The organism is Actinophytocola sp., assembly GCF_009379765.1.
Lineage (GTDB): Bacteria > Actinomycetota > Actinomycetes > Mycobacteriales > Pseudonocardiaceae > Actinophytocola.
This window is the reverse complement of the sequence record NZ_WHTD01000025.1, coordinates 34,834-56,349: the sequence shown is the minus strand read 5'-3', so window position 1 is coordinate 56,349 and position 21,516 is coordinate 34,834. Positions and strand designations below refer to the sequence as shown.

Below are 21,516 nucleotides of genomic sequence, written 5' to 3'. Positions count from 1 at the left end.
GTCGTTAGAACGAATTTCACTTCTTGGGCCCCCCAGGAGGCACTGTGAGTAGCACCGACCAGGATCCCCCACGGACGTCGGATCCCGATTGGGCGACCATTCAGGAGAGCGCCGAGTTCACCCAGCTGCGCCGCCGGTTGCGCAGCTTCGTGTTCCCGATGACCGTGGCGTTTCTCGCCTGGTACCTGCTGTACGTGTTGCTGTCCGCCTACGCGCACGGCTTCATGTCGACCAAGGTGTTCGGCAACATCAACATCGGGCTCATCTTCGGCCTGCTGCAGTTCGTGTCCACCTTCGTGATCACCCACCTGTACACCCGGCACGCCACCCGTCACCTTGACCCGGTCGCCGACAAGATCCGTGCGGACATCGAGGGAGATGCCGAATGAACCTCGCGCAGGGCATCGAAGGCAGCAACGCCGCCCTCAACATCGGGATCTTCACGCTCTTCGTGGCGATCACCCTGGTCATCGTGTTCCGGGCCAGCCGCACGTCCAAGACCGCGGTCGACTACTACGCGGCCGGCCACGCGTTCACCGGCCCGCAGAACGGCATCGCCATCTCCGGTGACTACCTGTCGGCGGCGTCGTTCCTCGGCATCGCGGGCGCCATCGCGGTCGCCGGCTACGACGGCTTCCTCTACTCGATCGGGTTCCTCGTCGCCTGGCTGATCGCGCTGCTCCTGGTCGCCGAGCTGCTGCGGAACACCGGCAAGTACACGATGGGCGACGTGCTCGCCTTCCGGATGCGGCAGCGTCCGGTGCGGGCCGCGTCGGCGGTCTCCACGCTCGCCGTGTCGTTCTTCTACCTGCTGGCGCAGATGGCCGGCGCGGGCGGGCTGGTCGCGCTGCTGCTCGGCATCGACAACGCGGGCGGTCAGGCCGCGGTGATCGGCGTGGTCGGCGCCATCATGATCATCTATGTGATCATCGGCGGCATGCGGGGCACCACCTGGGTGCAGATCATCAAGGCGACCCTGCTGATCATCGGCGCCGGTGTGATGACCGTGTGGGTGCTGGGCAAGTTCGGGTTCAACCTGTCCAGCGTGCTCGGCGGTGCGGTGGAGCGCGGCGGCGAGGCCGGTTCGAAGCTACTCGACCCGGGCGGCCGCTACGGCGCGGACGGGACGTCGAAGATCGACTTCGTGTCGCTGTCGCTCGCGCTGGTGCTGGGCACGGCGGGCCTGCCGCACGTGCTGATGCGCTTCTACACCGTGCCGAGCGCGCGTGAGGCGCGCCGCTCGGTGGTGTGGGCGATCTGGTTGATCGGCTTGTTCTACCTGTTCAGCCTGGTGCTCGGCTACGGCGCCGGCGCGCTGGTCGGTCCCGACGTCATCGCGGGTGCACCCGGCGGGGAGAACTCGGCGGCACCGCTGCTCGCCTTCGCGCTGGGCGGGACCGTGCTGCTCGGCCTCATCTCCGCGGTCGCGTTCGCGACGATTCTCGCGGTGGTGGCCGGGCTGACGATCACGGCGTCGGCGTCGTTCGCCCATGACGTCTACGCCAACGTGATCAAGAAGGGCACGGTGGACGACAAGGCCCAGGAGGTGCGGGTCGCCAGGATCACCGCGCTGGTCATCGGCGCGCTCGCGATCGTCGGCGGCATCGCCGCGAACGGGCAGAACATCGCGTTCCTGGTGGCGCTGGCGTTCGCGGTGGCCGCGTCGGCGAACCTGCCGACCATCCTGTACTCCCTGTTCTGGAAGCGGTTCAACACCTCCGGCGCGCTGTGGAGCATCTACGGCGGCCTCGCGGTGTGCGTGGTGCTGATCGTCTTCTCACCCGCGGTCTCCGGCGGGGCGAAGCCCATGTTCAGCGGGGTGGACTTCCACTGGTTCCCGCTGTCCAATCCGGGCATCGTGTCGATCCCCGTGTCGTTCCTGCTCGGCTACCTGGGGACGATCTTCTCCAAGGAGCGCAACGACGCGAAGTATGCGGAGATGGAGGTGCGCTCGCTGACCGGGGCGCACGCCGAGAAGGCGGTGACCCACTAGCGGCACCGTCTGAGCGTGGCCCCCGGTCCCGAACAGGGGATCGGGGGCCACGCTCGGCTACCGAGGGGCCAACGTGTTCTGCCGGGCGGCGATCCGCCACCGGCCGTCATCCTTGACCAGCACGTACAGCGCGACCATCGAGTGATCGAGGTCGATCGGCTCGTCCTCGGTGATCGCGGTGGCCCGCTTGTAGGCGAGCGCGACATCCGGTCGCAGGAACCTGATGTCGGTGACGTCGTAGCGGGCGTGCTGGTCGCGCAGGATCCCGGCGAGACCCTCGCGGTTCGCCCTTAGGAGGGCGTCCCGGCCGGTGATCCGCGTGCCCGTGGCCGTGACTACGGTGGCGTCCGTGGCGAAGTGCTTCGTCAGCAGGTCCGCGTCGTTGGTGTTGAAGGCGGTCTGCACATCGGCGACGATCCGCCGGATCGCCGCCTCGTCCTGTTCCGTGCTCACCTCATCAGCGTCATACCTCGAGCAATGTCGAGGTCAATGGCCAGGTCGGTGGCCGAACGAGAACCGCCGCACCAGGGGCAGCCACTCCCGGTACACGCCGAGCGAGTCGGGCATCCCGTCGATCGTGCGCAGCGTCGCGCACAACGTCTCGACGTCGTCGTCCTTCGCGTAGCGGTCGAGCAGCCCACGCCAGGACGCCACGCCCGTGCCCGCGGCGCCGATCCTCGCGAACAACCCGACCGCGGCCTCCGAGTCGCCGGCGTGCACGGCCAGCAAGGTCAACACCGCCCGCGCCCCGGCGCCCTCGACGAAGTCCTCGAGCTCGTGGCCGGCGAGGCGGGACCGCAGCAGCCGGTAGAGGTTGACCAGCCGCTTCGCCGCGCGCGGCGAGGGCACCAGCGGCGCGAGCCGGGTGAGGAACTCCAGCTCGCCGGCCGAGATGTCGAGCTGCCGGGGTCGCACCATGGGCGTCACCATCACCGGGCCGAGCTCCGTCGTGTCCGCCGTCGGGTCCACCGGCGGGCGGAGCACCCGCGGAGATCCCGGGCCGGCCGCCCCGGAGCCGGCGAGCGCGTGCACCAGGTCCCCGAACCCGTCGCCGTCCATGGCGGACAGCTGGAACGGGATCTGGAAGACCTTCTCGACGTAGTCCGCGGGCGTCATGACGTCGTCCGGCAACATCGCGGCATAGTGCTGCCGGACCGCCTGCAGGAGCCAGCGATCGTCCACGCCGACCACCACGACGAACACGGGAAGCGCCACCAGCAGGTGGATCGCCTCGAGCACCTTCACCACGACGTCCGGCGGGCACCGGTCCAGATCGTCGATGTAGAGCACGATCCGCTCGAGCCCGCCGTCGGACTCCCGCTCCTTGTCGAGGATCGCCGCGAACGTCTCGAGGTCCCGCCGCAGCGACGAGACCACGCCGAGGTGTTGGCGGTAGTCGGCGCCCCGGGACCGCGCGAACGCCGTCACGTCCTGCCCCGGCGCCAGCTCGGCGACCGCCCGCTCCAGCCGCGCGGTCTCCGCGTCCAGCTCGGCGAGCCGCTTCCCGGTGGCCGCCTGGTCGGTCTCCGCCGCCCGGTTGATGCGCTTCGCGGCCTCCCGCACCTTGGTGACCACCGGCGTCGCGGCCACCACCGCGGCCACCACCGCGGTGACCACCGGCCAGGCCGGGCTCTGCGCCACGAACGCCAGCACGCCGGCCAGGATCAGCCCGGCGCCGAGCGTCACCCACGCGAACGGGCTGCTCTTGAACAGCGTGCCGGCCCGCTTGGCCTCCGCCTTGACCCCGCTGACCTCCTCGGCGAACCGCCGCACGTCGCCGATCGTCGCGTCGGGAACGCCGAGCTCCTTGGCGACCCAGGCGTAGTCGTCACCGGTCAGGTCGACCGCGACCGGCTGCCGCTGATGCCGCGCGGCGACCATCATCCGCTCCAGCCGCACCGCGCTCAGCCGGGTGAGCAGCGACTGCTCGGTCCTGCGTAGCTCGCCCAGCCGGTCGGCGCGTCTTCGCAGGTCGTCCTCGGAGTCGCCGGTCGCGAGGTTGTCGAAGATGTGCGAAGCGAGGCTCGCCCACAGGTTGGCCTCGACGTAGTGCCAGGCGTTGAAGGTGATCTGCCGGACCGAGGAGCAGTAGGAGGAGACCCCAGGCCCGCGCTGCCGGACGGTGGTCTCCTCGGCGGCGGCCAGGTCGGCGAGCACCCGGATCCGCTCCCGCATCCGCCGCATGAAGAAGCTCTTGCCGGAGCCCCAGTCGCCGAACAGCCCGATCGAGAGCGGCGGCTTGATCAGCCGAGACGCGACCAGGTCGGCCAGCATGTCGACGTCGGCGGATATCCCGAGCCGGTCGGCCCCGGCGTCGGTGTCCGCGTGGTAGCCGGGCACGTGCCGCTGCGCGTCGAGGCGGATCACGTGGTACGGCAGGTTCACCAGGTCGACGAGGAGCTCCCGAACGGTGCCGGCGTCGCCGTAGCTGACCACCGTGTTCGGGAGTCGCTGGAACAGCTGGTCCAGTGGGCTCATCCGTTTCGCGCGGGTCAGCAGCTCCTGGGTCTCCTCAGGATCCAGCAGGAACACCGCGTCGTGGTCATGGCCGGCGAGGTCGTCGGTCGAGATGTCGGTCTCGCCGGTGAACAGCGCGCAGTCCGGGCGCGTTCGGCCCAGCGACTCGCGGACGGCGAGCTCGGCGTCGGCGGCCGTGTCGTGGACCACGACCACGAATCCGGGTGAGCCGAGCGCCTTGTCCATCGGCACCTGCTGATCGACACCGGGCCCCAGGGTGAGAGTCACGCGCACACCTTCTCGCAGAGTGCAACCGCACGGAAGACTTCGGCGTAGATGGGGTGGAGGTGGTCCGGGGTGCGAGGGCGCGACCAGGAGTTTGCCGAATTCTTTTCGGCGCGCTTCGACGGTGCGCGGCGGATCGCCTACGCCATGTGCGGTTCGTGGTCGGACGCGGAGGAGATCGCCCAGCAGTCCTTCGTCCGCATCTATGCCCGCTGGGCGAAGGTCCGCATCGACACCGTCGACGCGTACCTGCGTGCCGCCCGGCCAGCGGGCCGTGCTGGTGCTGCGGTTCGTCGCGGACCTCTCGGTCGAGCAGGTCGCCGAGACCCTGGGCTGCTCCGCGGGCACGGTCAAGAGCCAGACCGCGCGCGGCCTCGCCACCCTTCGCGCGGCCTACCACCGCGACGACCGCCCCAACGACGTGCCGAGCCGGAGGAACGCCTGATGTTCGACGACGACACCCGGACGCGCGACGCGCTACACGTGCTCATCGACGAGCCCGTGCCGCCGACCGTCACGACCGTCGAGCAGGTGATCCGCCAGGGCCGGCGCCGCGCGTTCGTGCAGCGCGCCGCCGCCGTCGCCGGGGTGGGCGCGGTGGTCGCCGCGATCGGCGTCGGCGCGATGCTGATCCGCCCACCGGCCGACGGTGCGGGGGTCGCCGCCACCCCGCCGCCCACCTCCTCGACCACGCCCCTGCTGCCCGGCTGGACCTGGGTGGACGTCCCCGCGCGGAACCTCGACGGCGACGGGAGGTACTGCGCGAGCTCCCCGAGCGACCACCCCGAACCCCAGCTCGACCTGCCGCCGCAAGCCGACGTCGAGGAGACCTTCTACAGCGCGATCGCCAGGCAGACCGGCGCCCCGTCGCAGGTCGTGTACGACTCCTGGGAGGCACACTCCCAGAAGACCAACGCGCCGAACGGCTTCGTCGAGGTGAACGTGCCCATGGACGGCGGTCCGGGCAGCGTCCAGCTCGAGGTCGGCCGGTTCGGCGGCGAACCGGAGCAGGCGGCGGACCTCGACGTCACCGCCTACGGCAACTGCGCGCCGCCGAGCCGCAGGTTGCTCGACAACGGCGCCGTGCTGCAGCTCTACCAGGCCAACGAGGACAGCCCCGAGCTGCCGATGCAGCACCTGCGGGTCTACCGGCCCAACGGCCGGCTCTACGTCGTCACCACCGCCGCGTACGGCGAGTCGGACAAGAAGCCGGCCGGTGAGCTGGGCGGCTATGTGGTCGAGGACGGCCGGGGCCGCCTGCCGCTCGACGCCGCACAGCTCGCCGAGGTCGCGAGGTCGCTGGCCGCGTTGGACGAGTGACGGGAGGGAGCGGGCTCACGGGCGTCTGACGGGGGTGCGTGGCAGCATCGTCGGTGTGATGCCATCCCAGGTGCCCACCGTTACCGTGCCCGAGCTGCCCGCCGAGCTGCCGCAGGACGTCACCCTCCTCGACGTGCGGGAGCAGGACGAGTGGGACGCCGGCCACGCACCGCGGGCCCGGCACATCCCCATGAGCGAGCTCGCCGGCCGGCTGGGAGAGCTGCCGGCCGACCACGAGGTCCTGGTCATCTGCCGCACCGGTGGGCGGTCCGGGCGGGTAACCGCCTACCTCAACGCCAACGGCTGGGACGCACGCAACGTCGACGGCGGCATGCAGTCCTGGCACGCCGCCGGCCGCGACCTCGCGTGCGACCAGGGGGAGCCGCAAGTCATATGACCAGGTGGGTGGCCTCGAGCCCGGGGAGCGTCAGAAGGCAGCCGCGACGCCGGCTGCCCTACCTCGGCCCGCCCGCCTACCGCGACACCCCGCGCTGGGGCTTCCCGGCGCTGGCCTGGCGCTGGCCCACCACCGTCCCCGGCACGCGCACCGGCGAGTTCGAACCCGTCACGGTCGAACGGGTCCGCGCGGTCGGTGGGCACTCCGCCGCCATGATGTGGACCCTCGCCGGCCTCACGCTCATGGCCGCCGCCGGTGAGATCTGGCGCTACGTCCTGCTACTCCAAAGTCGCGGCGGCGCCCTCTCCGACCGCCTCGTCGCCTCCTCCGACGCCGTCGTCACCATCGGCTCCGTCCTGGCGCTCGCGTTCGCCGTGCTGGCCGGCACCGTCACGCTCTGGTGGCTGCACCTCGCCCGGCACGTCGCCGCCGAGTCCGCCGAGCAGGACCTTCCCCGCCGTGACTGGCAGGTCTACGTCTACCTGCTCATCCCGGGCATCAACCTGGCCATGGCCGGCGTCGTCCTCGCCGAGCTCGAGCACCACGTCCTGCGCCGCCCCGCCGACCAGCGCCCCACGCCCGGCCGCGCGGTCACGATCTGGTGGGCCGCGTGGGTCGTCGGCGGTCTGCTCTTCGCCGCCACCGTCGTGTGGCGGCTGCGCGGCGGCGTCCAGGCACAGGCCGACGGCGTCATCCTCAGCGCTCTCACCGACCTGGCCGCCGCCACCGTCGCCGTCCTCACCGCGCTCATGGTTCGCCGCATATCGACCCTGCTGGCGCCGCTGGACCCGCGGAAGGTCCGCTACATGCGGGTCATCCGGGTCGACAACGCCCCGCCGCCCCGGCTCCGCCCGGTACGCCCGGCCACCTCCAGGCGCTAGTGGCTGGCGTTTGGAAACAAGCCTCGCGCCGACCAAACGCAACCTCAGGGGACCGTGACGAAACCCAGCCACCAACCACCAACGATCCGCACTCTCCGCCGGAACGCAACCAACACTTTTAATCCCGGGGAGGCGGACCAGTCACAAGCAGCGTGCGCAGCCCGCGGATCACGAACTCCCCGCGCCGTACGGGCTCCTCGGCCAGCCGCAGCCCCGGAAGCAGCCGGACCAGCGCCGACAACGCGGCCGCGACCTCCACCCGAGCCAGCGGCGCCCCCACGCAGTAGTGGATCCCCGCGCCGAACCCCAGGTGCGGGTTGGGGGAGCGGCCGACATCCAGCACGTCGGGCCGGTCGAACACCAGCGGGTCCCGAGCGGCGGCGCCGAGCAGCGCGGCGATCCGGTCGCCCGGCTCCAGCGAGTACCCCGCGATCGTGGTCGGCGCCGTGGCGGTCCGTTCGAACAGCTGCAGTGGCGCGTCGAACCGGATCAGCTCCTCCACCGCCGTCGGGAGCAGGTCGGGCGAGGCCACCAGCCGGTCCCACTCGGACCGGTGCCGCAGCAGGGCGAGCACCCCGTTGCCGATCACGTTCACCGTCGCCTCGTGGCCGGCCATCAGCAGCAGCACCGCGGTCCCGACCAGCTCGTCGTCGGTGAGCCGGTCCGAGCCGTCGCGCACCGACACCAGGTCGCTGACCAGGTCGTCACCCGGCGCGGTAGCCCGTGCGGCGGCCAGCGAGCGCAGATAGTCGACGAACGACGCCGCGGCGGACTCCGCCGCCTCGGTCGGTGCGGGCGCCAGGTCGTACTCGTACATCTTCACGATCGCGTTCGACCACGGCTGCAGCCGGTGCCGGTCCGCCGCGGGCACGCCGAGCAGCTCCGCGATCACCTCCACCGGCAGCGGCGCGGCCACGTGCGACAGGAGGTCCGCGGACCCGTCGGCGGCGATCGCCGCCGCCAGCGAGGACACCAGCGACGAGGCGACCGACTCCACCCACGGCGACAACCGGGTCGTGTGCCCACGCGCGAACGCGGTGGAGATCAGCCGCCGCAGCCTGGTGTGCCGCGGGGGCTCGCTCTCCAGCAGCGAGTTCCGGTGCAGCAGGTTGAACGCCGCGAACGACTCCACCGGCGTGCGGTCGGTCCACAGTCGACCGGCCGACCGGTCCCGCAGCACCGCCGAGCACGCCGCGTGCGACACCGCGACCGCGAGACCGAGCCCGTCGTGCCGGTGCACCTCACCATCGGCCCGCAACGAGTCGAACACCGGGTACGGATCGGCGAGGAACGCCGCATCCTGAGGATCGAACAGCACACGACGACGGTATCCGGTCTGTGCGATGATCCGCGCCGTGCAGCCCGCCGTCGTCGCGCACCGGGGAGCTTCCGCGCATCGGGCGGAGCACACGGTCGCCGCCTACGCACTCGCCCTCGAACAGGGCGCCGACGGACTTGAGTGCGATGTCCGCCTGACCCGCGACGGTCACCTCGTCTGCGTCCACGACCGCACCGTCGACCGCACCTCCACCGGCCGCGGCGTGGTCAGCACGCTCTCCCTCGCCCGAATGTCCGAACTGGACTACGGCCGGTACGACGCGGCGATGCCGGAGAGCGCCGACGACCTGGTGCGCCAGCGGGTGTGGACGCCCGACCCGAACCACCACGGCGTGCTGACCCTCGAGTCGCTGCTCGACCTCGTCGTCGACGCGCCCGGCACCACGCTCTTCGTCGAGACCAAGCATCCGGTCCGGTACGGCGGGCTCGTCGAGGCCAAGCTGGTCGCCCTGCTCAGCCGCTACGGCCTGGCCAACCCCAAGTCCAAAGAGGACTCGCCGGTCGTGGTGACGTCGTTCTCCGCGATGGCGATCCGCCGCGTCCGCCAGCACTCCGCCCGGCTGCCCACGGTCCTGCTGCTCAGGCAGCTGTCGGCGATCCGGTGGGACGGCACGCTGCCCCGCTCGGCCGACTACACCGGGCCGGGCGTGCACCTGCTGCGCGACGACCCCGACTACGTGGCCCGCGCGGCCGCGTTCGGCCACCCGACCTACACCTGGACCGTCGACGATCCGGCCGACATCGAGCTGTGCCGGCGGCTCGGCGTTCGCTACCTCGCGACGAACTCCCCGGCCACCACCCGGTCCCGGCTCAACCGGTAGCGTCGTCGCCATGGCCAAGCGATCCGCCGTGAAGCAGCGCACCACCGACGGCATCAACCCGCGCCAGCCGTGCCCGTGTGGTTCGGGCAAGCGGTACAAGGCATGTCACGGCAGCTCCGGCGGCCCCGTCGAGCTGCCCGTCGCCCGGCCGCTCGCGGGCCTCGCCGGTGAGTGCGAGCTCGTCGCGCTGCGCGAGTTCGTCCCGTCGGCCACCGTGCCGCTGACGCTCGCCAAGCCCGCGGAGCGCGAGGTCACGCTCGCCACCGTGCTGTCGATGGCGTCCGCCGCGCTGGTCCGCGCGGACGGCACCGCGCTGATCGGCCTGCAGGTGCAGACCCGCTCCAGTGACGTCAGCCGGGACATGGCCCGCGCGCTGCGCTGGGTGTTGGAGGCCGAGGACGGCGCCGCCCTGCCGGTCGTCGGCCCGGAGACCGACGAGTCGCCCGACCGCGAGCGCTTCCAGGACATGGTCGACGTCGAGCAGGTCCTGGAACCGACCGTGCACACCGACTTCTCGTGGTGGATGCCCGAGGGCGAGGAGCCGACCGGTGAGGTCGCGCTGTCCCTCGAGCGGGCCAACGCCGCGATCATGCCGACCGAGCGCATCGGTCCGGCCGCCTACTGGGTCGACGCCGGCGACCGCTGCCACCTTCGCTGGGTGCGGCCGGAGTCGGAGGAGCAGCTGATGCTGGCGCTGGCCCGGCTGTCCGCCCGCGGCGTGCTCGACCTCGGTGAGGGCTCCCGCTACGCCGGCTCGTTCCGCGCGCACGGTCTGCTCGTGCCGGTGTGGGACCTCGACAGCGAGAAGCACGCCCGCGAGTGGACCGAGCCCGCCGAGCAGCTCGGCGAGCGGCTCACCACCGCGCTCGCGTCGCTGGAGAACGAGCCGCTCACCAGCGAGGAGCGCCGCGCCCGCGACGGTCTCATCGGCCGCCAGATCACCATCCGCTGACGTGATCCTGCACATCACCACCCGCGAGGCCTGGCGCTCCGACGCGCCCTACCGCGCCGAGTCGCTGGACACCGAGGGCTTCATCCACTGCTCGGACCTCGGCACCGTGCACCTGCCGGCCAACCGGCTCTACGCGGGCCGCACCGACCTGGTGCTGCTGGTGGTCGACCCGGCCGGGCTCGACGTCCCGCTGCGCTGGGAGCCCGGCGCACCGCCCGACCCGAACGGCGCCTGGTTCCCGCACGTCTACGGCCCGATAACGGCGGCCGCCGTGGTCGCCGTGCACGACTTCCCCCCGTCGGCCGACGGCCGTTTCCAGCTGCCGGACGCCCTGGCCGGATAGGTCACGACCCACCACCCAGCCCGGTGGCGGGCAACCCGGATCGGCCCCCGCTTCTGGGAACGTGCGACGACGCCCCGGACCAAGCTGGTCCGGGGCGTCGTCGCACGGGTGGTCCTACAGCGTGCCGCCGGCCGCGCGCGGGGCGAGCGGGTCGTCGTCGCCGTCGTCGCCGACCGACTCCCGGGCGAGGTAGTTCTCCACGTCGAACAGGTTGCCGCCGGCTCGTCGAACCACGTTGAGCAACGTGGTCATCTGCGCCACCTCCTCGACCTGCTCCTTGAGGAACCACTGCATGAACTGCTCGCCCTTGTAGTCGTCCTCGTCGCGGGCGATCTTGGCCAGGTTGATGATCTCCTCGGTGACGTTCTTCTCCTGCTGGAGCGCCAGGGAGACGAGGTCGGCCGCCTCGGAGAAATCGTTCTTCACGTTGTCGACGCCTGGAATCGCGGGCGCGATGTCATTGTCGAGCAGGTACTGCACGATCATCATCGCGTGGTTTCGCTCTTCCAGCGCCTGCCGGTAGAAGTGCTTCGCGAGCTGCGGCAGGTCCTGGCCGTCGAACCAGACAGCCAGGGCTAGGTACTGCTGCGACGCGGTGAACTCGTGCCGCACCTGCTCCTGCAGCATGGAATGGAACTTCGAGAGGTTGCCTGTCTTCGACATGAATTCCATAATACGCACGGCGCCATTCCCGCGCCAATGTGGGCAGCCTTGCCTGACAATTTCCGATTGATTAGGCAAGCCTACCGAAACGCAATTCAGGTAAGGCATTCCTAATCGCGTCCTCGTACCGTACGCTCGTGATGTTGCTCTCCCACTCATGTTCGGACATGTTCGAACACCAAGGTGCGCGGGTACGTCGACTTCGACGAGGTCGACAACCTCGACGAGTACCGGCTGTGCTACGCCCAGACCAAGCTCGACCCCGGGCTGAAGGCCGCACACGCGGTGGCGCCGTGGCTCGCGGTGTTCGACGACCACGAGCTCGCGAACAACTGGTACGGCAACGGCTCTGGCTGGCCGGCGGCCCGCAAGCAGGCCTCGTTCCAGGCCTACTGGGAGAACATGCCGCTGCCGCGCTCGTTGAAGCCGACCGGGCCGGCGATCCCGCTGTACCGGCGGGTGCAGTGGGGGACGCTGGCACGCTTCCACATGATGGACACCCGGCAGTACCGCTGGCAGCAGGCGCCGAACAACAACTGCACCGAGATTCGCCGAACCGACCGCACGCTCACCGGCGCGGCGCAGGAGCAGTGGCTGCTGGACGGGCTCGCGGCCGGCGGGTCCACGTGGGACCTGCTGGGCCAGCAGGTGTTCTTCGCGAGCCGGGACGTCGACGGCGCGACGGGTACCTGTGACGTCGGCGAGGACGCGTGGGACGGCTACGAGGCCTCGCGGCGGCGGATCACCCAGGGCTGGATCGACCGGCAGGTGCGCAACCCGGTCGTGCTGACCGGCGACGTGCACCGGCACTGGGCCAACGACCTGCGGCTGAACTACTTCGACCACGCCTCGCCCCTGGTCGGGGCGGAGCTCGTGACGTCGTCGATCACGTCCGGCGGCAACCCGGGCAGCACCGACCCCGCGCCGCCCGAGGTGGCGAAGAACCCGCACGTGAACTACGTGGGAAACCAGCGCGGGTACGTCCGCGCGACGATCACCGGGACGGGGCTGACCGCGGAGTTCACGAAGGTGTCGTCGATAACCGAGCCGGACCCGGCCAAGGTCACCCTCGCAGTGACCCGCCGGTTCGTCGTGCAGGACGGCGTGCCAGGCCTGCAGGACGCGTAAACGGCGTTGCACGCGGGGTGCCGGCCGTCGACCATGGTGCGATGGCCGGCACCTTCGTTTTCCCGGACGACGTCCCGACACTCACCGACGCGGACGTCACGCTGCGGGCCCATGCACTGTCCGATGTGGACGCCGCCGTCGAGCAGTGCACCGACCCGCTCTCGATCGAGTGGACGACCGTGCCGGTGCCGTTCGCCCGCGAGGACGCGGTGCACTTCGTCACCGAGATCATGCCCGGCGGCTGGCGCTCCGGCAGGGAGCTCGGCTTCGCGGTCGAGGCCACCCACCCCTCGGGCGAGCGGCGGTTCTCCGGCTCGGTGAGCCTGCGCGTCCACGGCGACGGCGTCGCCGAGATCGCCTACGGGCTGCACCCCGCGGTACGTGGCCGGGGCGTCGCCCTGTCCGCGGTGAAGCTGTTGCTGGACTGGGGCTTCGAGGTCCAGGGCTTCGACGTCGTGCTCTGGTTCGCGCAGGTCGGCAACTGGGCGTCCCGCCGGGTGGCGTGGGCCAGCGGTTTCGCCTTCGACGGCACCGTGGCCAAGCTCCTGCTCCAGCGCGGCGTCCGGCACGACGCGTGGGGAGGCTCGCTGCGCGCGGAGGACACCCGCGAGCCGAAGTCGACGTGGAACGAGGTGCCGGTGCTGGAGTCGCCCCGGCTGCGCCTGCGCCCGCACCGCGAGTCCGACGCGACGCGCTTCGGCGAGACCGTGTTCGACCCGCGCAGCCGCCACTTCAACGGCCGCATGAAGGCGATCCGGGACATCGCCGACGGGTCGGCGCTGATCCTGCGCAACGTCGACGGCGTCGCGCGCGGCGACCGGTACAACTGGACCATCGCCCACCCGGAGTCGGACCTGATGATCGGCCACATCCAACTGTTCGACCTCGATGGCCTGGACGACACCGCGGCGAAGCTCGGCTACTCGGTCCACCCGGACTCCCGGGGCCGCGGCGTGCTCACCGAGGCCCTCCGGATGGTGGTCGAGTGGTCCTTCCGCCCGGTCGAGGACGGTGGCCTGGGCAAGCGTCGGCTGAGCCTGACCACCGCGGCGAGCAACAAGGCCTCCCGGCACGCGGTGGAGCAGGTCGGCTTCGTCCACGTCGCCACCGAACCGCTGGCCTTCACGACGGGCGAGGAGGGCTTCGAGGACACCGCGACCTACCACCGGCTGAACCCGAACTGGGCCCCGTGATCGGTTGTCAGCGCCATGTTAGGGACCTCCTCGATGCTGCTGTGGTCCCTGCGGACTCTTCGAGGAGACTCATGAAGAAGCAACTAGTGTCGCGTGACCCTGAAACCTTTACGCCGCCGCGGCCAACGCGGCCCCTGGCCGCGTTGGAGAAAAGCCCAAGTACAACCCGGTACGAGCGACTTTCCTCCGCCTTGCCAGAAGCCACGTGGATCCACAGCGGACGCAAAGGAACAGGATCACGCGACACTAGCGATCGCGGCGGCCTTCGCCGCGCTCGCGCTTCCGGCCCCGCCGCCGCGGCTCCTGAAGCCGCCCCGGCCCCTGCGACGGTGCTGACCCAGTGCGGCCTGCACTGGTCCCTGTATTCGGCCTGGTACAACCACTGCGGCTCGACGAACGTGCTGGTGAGGGTCGACAAGCCGGGCGACGACTACATCTACTGCCTGCCGCCCGGCGACACCTGGCTCGGTGCCGAGACAGAGGTCGAGAACGCCTACTACATCGGCGGCGCCGGCTGCTCCCCGGTGACGAAGCCATAGCGCCGCGGTGAGGACGGGGCCCAGGTGCCGGGGCCGACCGACGCCTGGGCCACCCCGCCCTTGCCGAACCCTTGTCCGCGAACCGCCTCGCGGTGGCAAACCCCCACCCTCTCCGGGGGCACCCCGATACGTCCATTCTATCGGTCGGGGGCGTCGGACCCGGCGGTGTCGATCTTGGTTGTGGATAACTCCTGGGTTGTGGACAACTCGCGTCAGGCCAGGTCAGGGGGGAAGCCGCCGGTGGCGATCGGGCCCCAGCGGGTGATCGTCACGCGGATCAGGCACTTGCCCTGGCGCCGCATCGCCTCGCGGTACTCGTCCCAGTCCGGGTGCTCGCCGGAGATCACCCGGAAGTACTCCACCAACGGCTCCACCGCGTCGGGCAGCTCGAGCACCTCCGCGGTGCCGTCTACCTGCACCCAGGCGTCGTCCCAGGTGTCGGACAGGACGCAGACCGACACGGCCGGGTTGCGGCGCGCGTTGACGGCCTTCGCGCGGGACGGGTAGGTCGAGATCACGATCCGGCCCGCGGTGTCCAGGCCGCACGTGACCGGGGAAAGCTGCGGGCCACCGTCCGCCCTGGTCGTGACCAGGATGGCGTGGTGGCGGGGACGGATGAAGTCGGACAGGGCGGCAACGTCGACCTTGTCCGCGGTAGCGATCCTTGGCACGTGCCTAACGGTAGCGTTTCCGCGTGTCGTTGAGAGCCTGGCTCGCGCCCGAGCGCCGGACGGACCCGGTCACGGACCCCGGCGAGCGTCGCATGATCGTCGTCGAGCTAGTCATCGTGTTCACGGTGACGCTCGGCCTCTCCGGGCTGCGCAGCCTCGTCTCCCTGCTCGACTCGCTGCTGCGCCCGGAGCCGCTCGCGGACCAGCAGGTCGCGCTCAACGTCCCGCAGGCCGACGTCCAGCTCCTCGACCTCGTCCGCCAGCTGCTGAGTGCCGCGCAGCTGTTCGCCTGGGGCGCGCTCGGCCTCTACCTGCTGTGGCGGGCCGGCATCCGGCTGCGGGCCATCGGTCTGGACAGAAGCCGGCCCGGCAAGGACCTGCTCGGCGGCGCCGGTCTCGCGGCCCTCATCGGCATCCCGGGCCTGGCGTTCTACTTCCTCGCCCGCGCGGTCGGCGCCAACCTCACCGTCCTGCCGTCCACATTGGACGACACGTGGTGGCGGCCGATCGTGCTGACGGTCGCCGCGGCGGCCAACGCCTGGGCCGAGGAGGTGCTGGTGGTCGGCTACCTGATCACCCGGCTGCGCCAGCTCGGCCGGCACGAGAACGCCTCGCTGGTGATCGCCGCCGTGCTCCGCGGCTCCTACCACCTCTACCAGGGCTTCGGCGGGTTCCTCGGCAACGTCGTCATGGGGCTGGTGTTCGGCCGGGTCTGGCAGCGCACCAACCGGCTCTGGCCGCTGGTCATCGCGCACACGCTGCTCGACGTCGTCGCGTTCGTCGGCTACGCGCTGCTTCGCGGCGCGGTGTCCTGGCTGCCCTAGTCACGGGACACCGGCAGGCACAATGGACCGCGATGGGCGACCTCGGCGAGTACCGCAAGAAGCGCGACCCGGCCCGCACCCCGGAGCCGGTGCCGGCCGACGACGCCCTGCCCACCGGCAACAACGACACCTTCGTCATCCAGGAGCACCACGCCAGCCGGCTGCACTGGGACGTGCGGCTCGAGCGCGACGGCGTGCTCGTGTCCTGGGCGGTGCCGAAGGGCCTGCCGGACGTGCCGGGCGACATCCGGCTCGCGGTGCACACCGAGGACCACCCGATGGAGTACGCCACGTTCTCCGGCGAGATCCCCAAGGGTGAGTACGGCGGCGGGCGGATGGTCATCTGGGACCGCGGCCGCTACGAGACGATCAAGTGGTCCGACCGCGAGGTCGCGGTCGTGTTCGCCGGCGAGCGCGCCAAGGGCCGGTACACGTTCTTCCGCAGCGGCAAGGACTCGAAGGACTGGATGGTCCGCCGCTCGGAGCCGCCGCGCGAGCCCGGCTTCACCCGGCTGCCCGAGCTGATCGAGCCGATGCTGGCCTCGCCGGGCACGCTGCCGCCGGCCGACCACGACGACGACTGGGCGTACGAGTTCAAGTGGGACGGCGTGCGCGCGCTCGCCCGGGTCGAGGGCGGCCGGCTGCGGCTGCACTCGCGCAAGGGCAACGACATCACGGTGACCTACCCGGAGCTGCGCCAGCTCGGCGAGGAGCTCGGCGCGACCCAGGTGTGGCTCGACGGCGAGATCGTCGCGATGGAGAACGGCCGGCCGAGCTTTCCCGCGCTGCAGCAGCGCATGCACGTCCAGAACGACCGGCAGGCCCGCAACCTCGCCAACGCCGTGCCGGTCACGTACCTGATCTTCGACGTCCTCCACCTCGACGGTAAGTCCTGTGTAGACCTCCCGTACCGCGAGCGGCGCGTGCTGCTGGAGGGCCTCGAGCTGCGCGGTCCGCACTGGAACACGTCGCCGAGCTACACCGCGGACGGGGCCGCGATGGTCGAGACCGCGAGCGAGCAGGAGCTCGAGGGCGTGATCGCCAAGCGGCTGACGTCGCGCTACTTCCCCGGCCGGCGCACCGCGGACTGGATCAAGATCAAGGAAGTGCTCACCATCGAGGTGCTGATCGGCGGCTGGCGTCCGGGTGAGGGCCGGCGGTCGGGCATGATCGGCTCGCTGATGCTCGGCGTGCCGACCGACGCGGGGCTGCGCTACGTCGGCCAGGTCGGCACGGGTTTCACCGACAAGGCACTCGAGGCGATGGGCGAGCGGCTGACGCCGTTGGAGCGCACCACCTCGCCGTTCGCCGACGAGCTGCCGGCGGACCGGGCGAAGGGCGCGCACTGGACGTCGCCGACGCTGGTCGGTGAGGTCGAGTTCCGGAACTGGACGCCGGACGGGCGGCTGCGGGCGCCGTCGTGGCGCGGGCTGCGCTCGGACAAGGACCCGGCGGACCTCGAGCCGGAGACGGTGCCGGTCGCCGAGCCCGGGGATCCCGGTGAGCCGTTCGCCGAGCCCGAGGCCGATGCGGAGCCGCAGCCGCAGAACGTGCTGGTCGAGGTCGGTGGCCGGCGGCTGCGACTGTCCAACCTGGACAAGGTGCTGTATCCCGATGCCGGCTTCACCAAGGGCCAGGTGATCAACTACTACAGCCGGGTGGCGCCGGTGCTGCTGCCACACCTCGCCGACCGGCCGGTGACGCTGCGCCGCTGGCCCGACGGGGTGACCGGGCAGCCGTTCTACGAGAAGAACGCGGCGCGGAGCGCGCCGGAGTGGATCCGGAAGGTCCGGGTGGAGACGCCCGGCAGCACCCGGGGCTACGAGACGCTCCACTTCGTGGTGCTCGACGACCTGCCGTCGCTGGTGTGGTCGGCGAACATGGCCGCGCTGGAGCTGCACCTTCCCCAGTGGACGGTCGACGACGCGGGCGAGCGCCGCACTCCGGACCTGCTGGTGTTCGACTTGGACCCGGGCCCGCCGGCCACCGTCGTGGAGTGCTGCCGGGTGGCGTTGCGGCTGCGGGAGGTCCTCGAGTCGCACGGCCTGCCGGCGTACGCGAAGACCAGCGGCTCCAAGGGGATGCAGCTGTACGCCCCGGTCACGACGACGGCCGCCGAGCGGACCTCGGAGTACGCGAAGGCGGTGGCCGAGGAGCTGGCGCGGGAGCAGCCGGGCCTCGTCGTCGCGCGGATGGCCAAGAACCTGCGGCCGCGCAAGGTGTTCATCGACTGGAGCCAGAACAACCGGTACAAGACGACGATCGCGCCGTACTCGCTGCGCGGGCGGCCCGCACCGACCGTGTCGACGCCGCTCACGTGGGACGAGGTCGCGCGCTGCCGCCACCCCAACGACCTGGTCTTCACCGCCGACGACGTGCTCGACCGCATCGAGGACCACGGCGACCTGCTGGCGCCGCTGCTCACCGAGGACCGCCCGGCCCTGCCGGAGGTCTAGAGCGCCAGCGGGGCCGAGCCGAACGCCACGTTGAAGCGGTCGCACCAGATGACGGCGCTGTTCAGGCCGGCCAGGTCCGCGTCGGCGGGGATGGCGTAGTTGTGGTTGCCTTCGGTCGCCTTGATCTCGCCCAGCGGGACGAGGCGGCCGTCGTCGTAGGCGTGCCAGTCGCCGCCCGCCGTCGCCTCGGAGATCCACACGTGGACGTCCGGGCCGTCGGAGGTGGCGAAACCTTCCAGGCGCAGGACGCGGGACCCGTCGGGCAGTTCGAGGACACGGGCCGTGCCGGCGGTGTCGTGCTCCTGGCTCACGAACTCGCCCTGGGCGAGCACCTGGGATTGCGCGGGCGGCGACGTGGTCGGTGCGCCGGTCGGCTCGTCGGCGGCGGCCACCGGGAGTGGCTCGTCCAGCCGGCTGCTCGTGAACGCACGCCACGGCTCGAACAGGGCCAGGCCCATGACGAGACCGGCCACCACGACACCGAGCAGCACCCACGTCAACGGCTTTCGGCGCAAAAGTCCCATCTGACCATCGTGGCGGGACTGGCCGCGACAACCTACTTACCGACTTATTACGCTCGGTGGGTGACCGCTCAACCAGCATCCGACCTGGCCGTGCACGACCTGCCGGTGCCGAAGGTCGACAGTGAGGTCGGGCCGCTGCGCGCGGTCCTGCTGCACCGGCCGGGCGCCGAGCTCAAGCGGCTGACCCCGCGCAACAACGACCAGCTGCTGTTCGACAGCATCCCGTGGGTCGACCGGGCCCAGGAGGAGCACGACGCGTTCGCCGAGACGCTCGTCTCGCGTGACGTCGAGGTGTTGCTGCTCGCCGACGCGCTGGTGACGGCGCTGTCCGACGAGCGGGCCCACGCCGCCGCCGCGGACACGGCCGTCGACCGGCGCCGGGTGGGCCACGAGCTCGCCGACGCGCTGAGCTCGCACCTGTCGACTTTGGACAACACGGTGCTCGCGGACGTGCTGATGGCCGGCATGACCTTCGAGGAGCTGCCGGCCGCGGAGGGCGCGTCGCTGGTGCGCAAGATGCACCACCCGCACGACTTCGTGGTCGATCCGCTGCCGAACCTGCTGTTCACCCGCGACTCGTCGGTGTGGATCGGCAACCGGGTGGCGATCGCGTCGCTGGCGCTGCCGGCGCGCAACCGGGAGACCGCGCTGCTGGACCTGATCTACGCCTACCACCCGCGGTTCCGTACCGCCGGCCGCGCGTACGGCGCGCACTCGGCACCGGTCGAGGGCGGTGACGTGCTGCTGCTCGCGCCCGGCGTGCTCGCGATCGGCGTCGGCGAGCGGACGACGCCCGCCGGGGCCGAGTCGCTGGCCCGCTCCGCGTTCGCCGACGGGCTCGCGCACACCGTGCTGGCGGTGCCGATCGCGCAGGACAGGGCGACCATGCACCTGGACACCGTGTGCACGATGGTCGACCAGGACGCCGTGGTGATGTACCCGGCGGTGCGCGACACGCTGGTCGCCTACCCGCTGCAGCCCGACGGGGACAACGGGGCCGGGAAGGGCGTGGTCGTCTCAGGGCCGGTGCCGTTCCTGGAGGCCGCGGCGTCGGCGATGGGGATCGACCGGCTGCGGGTGATCGACACAGGCCTGGACCCGGTCACCGCGGAACGCGAGCAGTGGGACGACGGGAACAACACGCTCGCCGTCGGGCCGGGCGTGGTCGTCGCGTACGAGCGGAACGTGGAGACCAACGAACGCCTGGAGGCGGCGGGCATCGAGGTGCTGCGGATCCGCGGCTCGGAGCTGGGCAGCGGCCGGGGCGGCCCGCGATGCATGTCGTGCCCGATCAGCAGGGCCAGCCTCTGAGCCGCGCCGGGGTCAGAGGCGCAGGCCCAGGTAGGTGACCGGGCCCGGGTTCGGGACGTCGATCTCGTGGAAGCCGAGCCGATCGTAGAAGGCGCGGGCGTTCGTGTTGGTCGTGACCATCCCCAGGTGCACGGCCGGCACGCCCGCGGCCCGCAGCGCGGTGAGCAGCCGCTCCATGAGGGCGCGACCGTGGCCCCGCCGCTGGTAGGCCGGCAGCAGGTCGATGTGCAGGTGCGCCGGGTAGTCGGCGATCAGCGGCAGGAGCATCATCCGCTCGGGGTCGTGCATCAGTGTGATCATGTGGTCCGACGGCGTCGTCACCTCGGCCGGCAGCGGAAAGCGCGACACCAGGTTCGGCAGCCACCGCGAGCGGTATGCGGCCACGAACGCCGCGGTGTCCGCCGCGCCCAGGACGTAGCCGACCGCCTGACCGCCGTCGTCCAGGACGAACGCCAGGGACGGCGCCAGCTCCAGGTACGGCCCGGCGAAGATGCTCGGCAGCAGCTCGACGTCCGGGTACACCGCCCGCGAGTCGCCGCCGTCCTGCGCGGTTCGCACGCAGATGTCGTACACCGCGGCGCGGTCGGTGGGCCGGTACGGGCGGATCACAAGGCGGTGAGGATAACCGGGCCGTCCTCGGTCACCGCGATCGTGTGCTCGATGTGCGCGGCCCGGCTGCCGTCGGCCGTGCGCAGGGCCCAGCCGTCCGGGTCCGTCACGTAGCGGTCCCGGCCGCCGGCCATGAACATCGGCTCGATGGCGATGGCCAGTCCGGGGCGCAGCGGCAGGCCCCGGCCGGGGCGGCCCTCGTTCGGCACCGACGGGTCCTCGTGCATGGCCCGGCCGACGCCGTGGCCGCCGAAGTCCTGCGGGATGCCGTAGCCGCCGCCGCGCCCGATCCGGCCGACCGCGTGCCCGATGTCGCCCAGCCGGGCACCGACGACTGCCGCCGCGATGCCGGCGTCCAGCGCCGCCTGGGTGTCCGCGATGAGCGTCAGGTCCTCCGGCCGGGCCGGGCCGACCACGAAGCTGGTCGCCGCGTCACCGTGGAAGCCGTCCACGCACGCGCCGAAGTCGATGCTCACCAGGTCGCCGTCGCGCAGCCGGTAGCCCGACGGGATGCCGTGCACGATCACGTCGTTGACCGACGCGCAGCTCACCGCCGGGAACGGTGTCGGCGCGAAATGCGGGCGGTAGTGCTGGAACGAGGACTTCGCACCGGCGTCGGCCAGCACGCCGGCCGCCACCTCGTCCAGGTCCCACAGCGACATCCCGACCGCCGCCTCCGCGCGCATCGCCGCGAGGGCGCGCGCGACCACCCGGCCCGCCTCGCGCATCACGGCCAGCTCGGCATCCGTCTTCAGCTCGACCACCTGAACCTCCAATAACTATCCCGGTATTCATATCATGGTATTAGTAT

22 protein-coding genes and 1 pseudogene are annotated in these 21,516 nt (G+C 71.3%); 15 read left to right on the top strand and 8 right to left on the bottom strand.

The window, feature by feature from the left end; genetic code table 11:
* The first annotated feature begins 44 nt into the window (after window positions 1-44).
* Together GEV28_RS10635 and GEV28_RS10630 are read left to right on the top strand one after the other, a co-directional pair.
* A complete protein-coding gene (locus GEV28_RS10635) occupies window positions 45-389 on the top strand; it encodes a DUF485 domain-containing protein (protein ID WP_291411161.1) in 345 nt (114 codons plus the stop codon).
* The gene (locus GEV28_RS10630) at window positions 386-1,993 is read left to right on the top strand and encodes a cation acetate symporter (RefSeq protein WP_291411159.1); all 1,608 of its coding nucleotides are present in this window, start codon (window positions 386-388) and stop codon (window positions 1,991-1,993) included. Before GEV28_RS10635 ends, GEV28_RS10630 begins: the two co-directional genes overlap by 4 nt.
* A 57-nt stretch (window positions 1,994-2,050) precedes the next feature.
* On the opposite strand, the gene GEV28_RS10625 is transcribed toward GEV28_RS10630, so the two are convergent.
* A complete protein-coding gene (locus tag GEV28_RS10625; RefSeq protein WP_291411157.1) occupies window positions 2,051-2,446 on the bottom strand; it encodes an SgcJ/EcaC family oxidoreductase in 396 nt (131 codons plus the stop codon).
* 33 nt (window positions 2,447-2,479) lie between these two features.
* Window positions 2,480-4,738 carry a P-loop NTPase fold protein gene (locus GEV28_RS10620; protein ID WP_291411155.1) on the bottom strand — a complete coding sequence of 753 codons (2,259 nt, stop codon included), beginning with the start codon at window positions 4,736-4,738 and terminating at the stop codon, window positions 2,480-2,482.
* A gap of 48 nt (window positions 4,739-4,786) precedes the next feature.
* Here GEV28_RS10620 and GEV28_RS10615 point away from each other — a divergent pair.
* The 4 genes and pseudogenes from GEV28_RS10615 (at window position 4,787) to GEV28_RS10600 (ending at window position 7,333) form a co-directional block, all read left to right on the top strand.
* Window positions 4,787-5,180, top strand: a pseudogene (locus GEV28_RS10615) (sigma factor-like helix-turn-helix DNA-binding protein).
* The gene (locus tag GEV28_RS10610) at window positions 5,180-6,055 is read left to right on the top strand and encodes a hypothetical protein (protein WP_291411154.1); all 876 of its coding nucleotides are present in this window, start codon (window positions 5,180-5,182) and stop codon (window positions 6,053-6,055) included. The pseudogene GEV28_RS10615 and the gene GEV28_RS10610 overlap by 1 nt, the downstream one beginning before the upstream one ends.
* A gap of 58 nt (window positions 6,056-6,113) precedes the next feature.
* Complete coding sequence (locus tag GEV28_RS10605; protein WP_291411151.1) at window positions 6,114-6,452, top strand: rhodanese-like domain-containing protein; 339 nt, start codon at window positions 6,114-6,116, stop codon at window positions 6,450-6,452.
* Window positions 6,449-7,333: a DUF4328 domain-containing protein gene (locus GEV28_RS10600; RefSeq protein WP_291411149.1), complete on the top strand. Its 885-nt coding sequence runs from the start codon at window positions 6,449-6,451 to the stop codon at window positions 7,331-7,333. Before GEV28_RS10605 ends, GEV28_RS10600 begins: the two co-directional genes overlap by 4 nt.
* Window positions 7,334-7,451: 118 nt before the next feature.
* Here GEV28_RS10600 and GEV28_RS10595 read toward each other — a convergent pair whose 3' ends face one another.
* The gene (locus tag GEV28_RS10595; protein WP_291411191.1) at window positions 7,452-8,648 is read right to left on the bottom strand and encodes a cytochrome P450; all 1,197 of its coding nucleotides are present in this window, start codon (window positions 8,646-8,648) and stop codon (window positions 7,452-7,454) included.
* A gap of 28 nt (window positions 8,649-8,676) precedes the next feature.
* Between GEV28_RS10595 and GEV28_RS10590 the strand changes: the two genes are divergently transcribed.
* The 3 genes from GEV28_RS10590 to GEV28_RS10580 are packed head-to-tail and all read left to right on the top strand — an operon-like array spanning window position 8,677 to window position 10,787.
* A complete protein-coding gene (locus GEV28_RS10590; RefSeq protein ID WP_291411147.1) occupies window positions 8,677-9,492 on the top strand; it encodes a glycerophosphodiester phosphodiesterase family protein in 816 nt (271 codons plus the stop codon).
* A 10-nt stretch (window positions 9,493-9,502) separates the two neighbouring features.
* The gene (locus GEV28_RS10585) at window positions 9,503-10,444 is read left to right on the top strand and encodes a DUF5926 family protein (protein WP_291411145.1); all 942 of its coding nucleotides are present in this window, start codon (window positions 9,503-9,505) and stop codon (window positions 10,442-10,444) included.
* Between the two features lies 1 nt (window position 10,445).
* A complete protein-coding gene (locus GEV28_RS10580; protein WP_291411143.1) occupies window positions 10,446-10,787 on the top strand; it encodes a DUF952 domain-containing protein in 342 nt (113 codons plus the stop codon).
* A 114-nt stretch (window positions 10,788-10,901) separates the two neighbouring features.
* Here GEV28_RS10580 and GEV28_RS10575 read toward each other — a convergent pair whose 3' ends face one another.
* Complete coding sequence (locus GEV28_RS10575) at window positions 10,902-11,450, bottom strand: ferritin (RefSeq protein WP_291411141.1); 549 nt, start codon at window positions 11,448-11,450, stop codon at window positions 10,902-10,904.
* 183 nt (window positions 11,451-11,633) lie between these two features.
* Here GEV28_RS10575 and GEV28_RS10570 point away from each other — a divergent pair, with 183 nt between their 5' ends.
* The 3 genes from GEV28_RS10570 (at window position 11,634) to GEV28_RS10560 (ending at window position 14,310) form a co-directional block, all read left to right on the top strand.
* Complete coding sequence (locus tag GEV28_RS10570; RefSeq protein WP_291411139.1) at window positions 11,634-12,578, top strand: alkaline phosphatase; 945 nt, start codon at window positions 11,634-11,636, stop codon at window positions 12,576-12,578.
* A gap of 41 nt (window positions 12,579-12,619) precedes the next feature.
* Entirely contained in the window at window positions 12,620-13,771 is a 1,152-nt protein-coding gene (locus tag GEV28_RS10565) for a GNAT family N-acetyltransferase (RefSeq protein WP_291411137.1), read from the top strand.
* Window positions 13,772-14,100: 329 nt separating this feature from the next.
* Window positions 14,101-14,310, top strand: a complete 210-nt coding sequence (locus GEV28_RS10560) for a DUF6355 family natural product biosynthesis protein (RefSeq protein WP_291411134.1) — start codon at window positions 14,101-14,103, stop codon at window positions 14,308-14,310.
* A 212-nt stretch (window positions 14,311-14,522) separates the two neighbouring features.
* On the opposite strand, the gene GEV28_RS10555 is transcribed toward GEV28_RS10560, so the two are convergent.
* A complete protein-coding gene (locus GEV28_RS10555) occupies window positions 14,523-14,981 on the bottom strand; it encodes a PPOX class F420-dependent oxidoreductase (protein WP_291411132.1) in 459 nt (152 codons plus the stop codon).
* 92 nt (window positions 14,982-15,073) lie between these two features.
* Here GEV28_RS10555 and GEV28_RS10550 point away from each other — a divergent pair, with 92 nt between their 5' ends.
* Together GEV28_RS10550 and ligD are read left to right on the top strand one after the other, a co-directional pair.
* Window positions 15,074-15,805: a CPBP family intramembrane glutamic endopeptidase gene (locus GEV28_RS10550; RefSeq protein WP_291411190.1), complete on the top strand. Its 732-nt coding sequence runs from the start codon at window positions 15,074-15,076 to the stop codon at window positions 15,803-15,805.
* A 32-nt stretch (window positions 15,806-15,837) separates the two neighbouring features.
* Complete coding sequence (ligD, locus tag GEV28_RS10545) at window positions 15,838-18,261, top strand: DNA ligase D (protein WP_291411130.1); 2,424 nt, start codon at window positions 15,838-15,840, stop codon at window positions 18,259-18,261.
* On the opposite strand, the gene GEV28_RS10540 is transcribed toward ligD, so the two are convergent.
* Window positions 18,258-18,785 (bottom strand): DM13 domain-containing protein, encoded by a 528-nt coding sequence (locus GEV28_RS10540; protein ID WP_291411127.1) that lies wholly within the window; start codon window positions 18,783-18,785, stop codon window positions 18,258-18,260. The two genes, ligD and GEV28_RS10540, sit on opposite strands and share 4 nt — an antisense overlap.
* 60 nt (window positions 18,786-18,845) lie before the next feature.
* Between GEV28_RS10540 and GEV28_RS10535 the strand changes: the two genes are divergently transcribed.
* Window positions 18,846-20,096: an arginine deiminase gene (locus GEV28_RS10535; protein ID WP_291411125.1), complete on the top strand. Its 1,251-nt coding sequence runs from the start codon at window positions 18,846-18,848 to the stop codon at window positions 20,094-20,096.
* A gap of 12 nt (window positions 20,097-20,108) precedes the next feature.
* Here GEV28_RS10535 and GEV28_RS10530 read toward each other — a convergent pair whose 3' ends face one another.
* A complete protein-coding gene (locus GEV28_RS10530) occupies window positions 20,109-20,705 on the bottom strand; it encodes a GNAT family N-acetyltransferase (RefSeq protein WP_291411123.1) in 597 nt (198 codons plus the stop codon).
* Window positions 20,702-21,469 (bottom strand): type I methionyl aminopeptidase, encoded by a 768-nt coding sequence (gene map, locus GEV28_RS10525; protein WP_291411121.1) that lies wholly within the window; start codon window positions 21,467-21,469, stop codon window positions 20,702-20,704. Before map ends, GEV28_RS10530 begins: the two co-directional genes overlap by 4 nt.
* Window positions 21,470-21,516 lie beyond the last annotated feature (47 nt).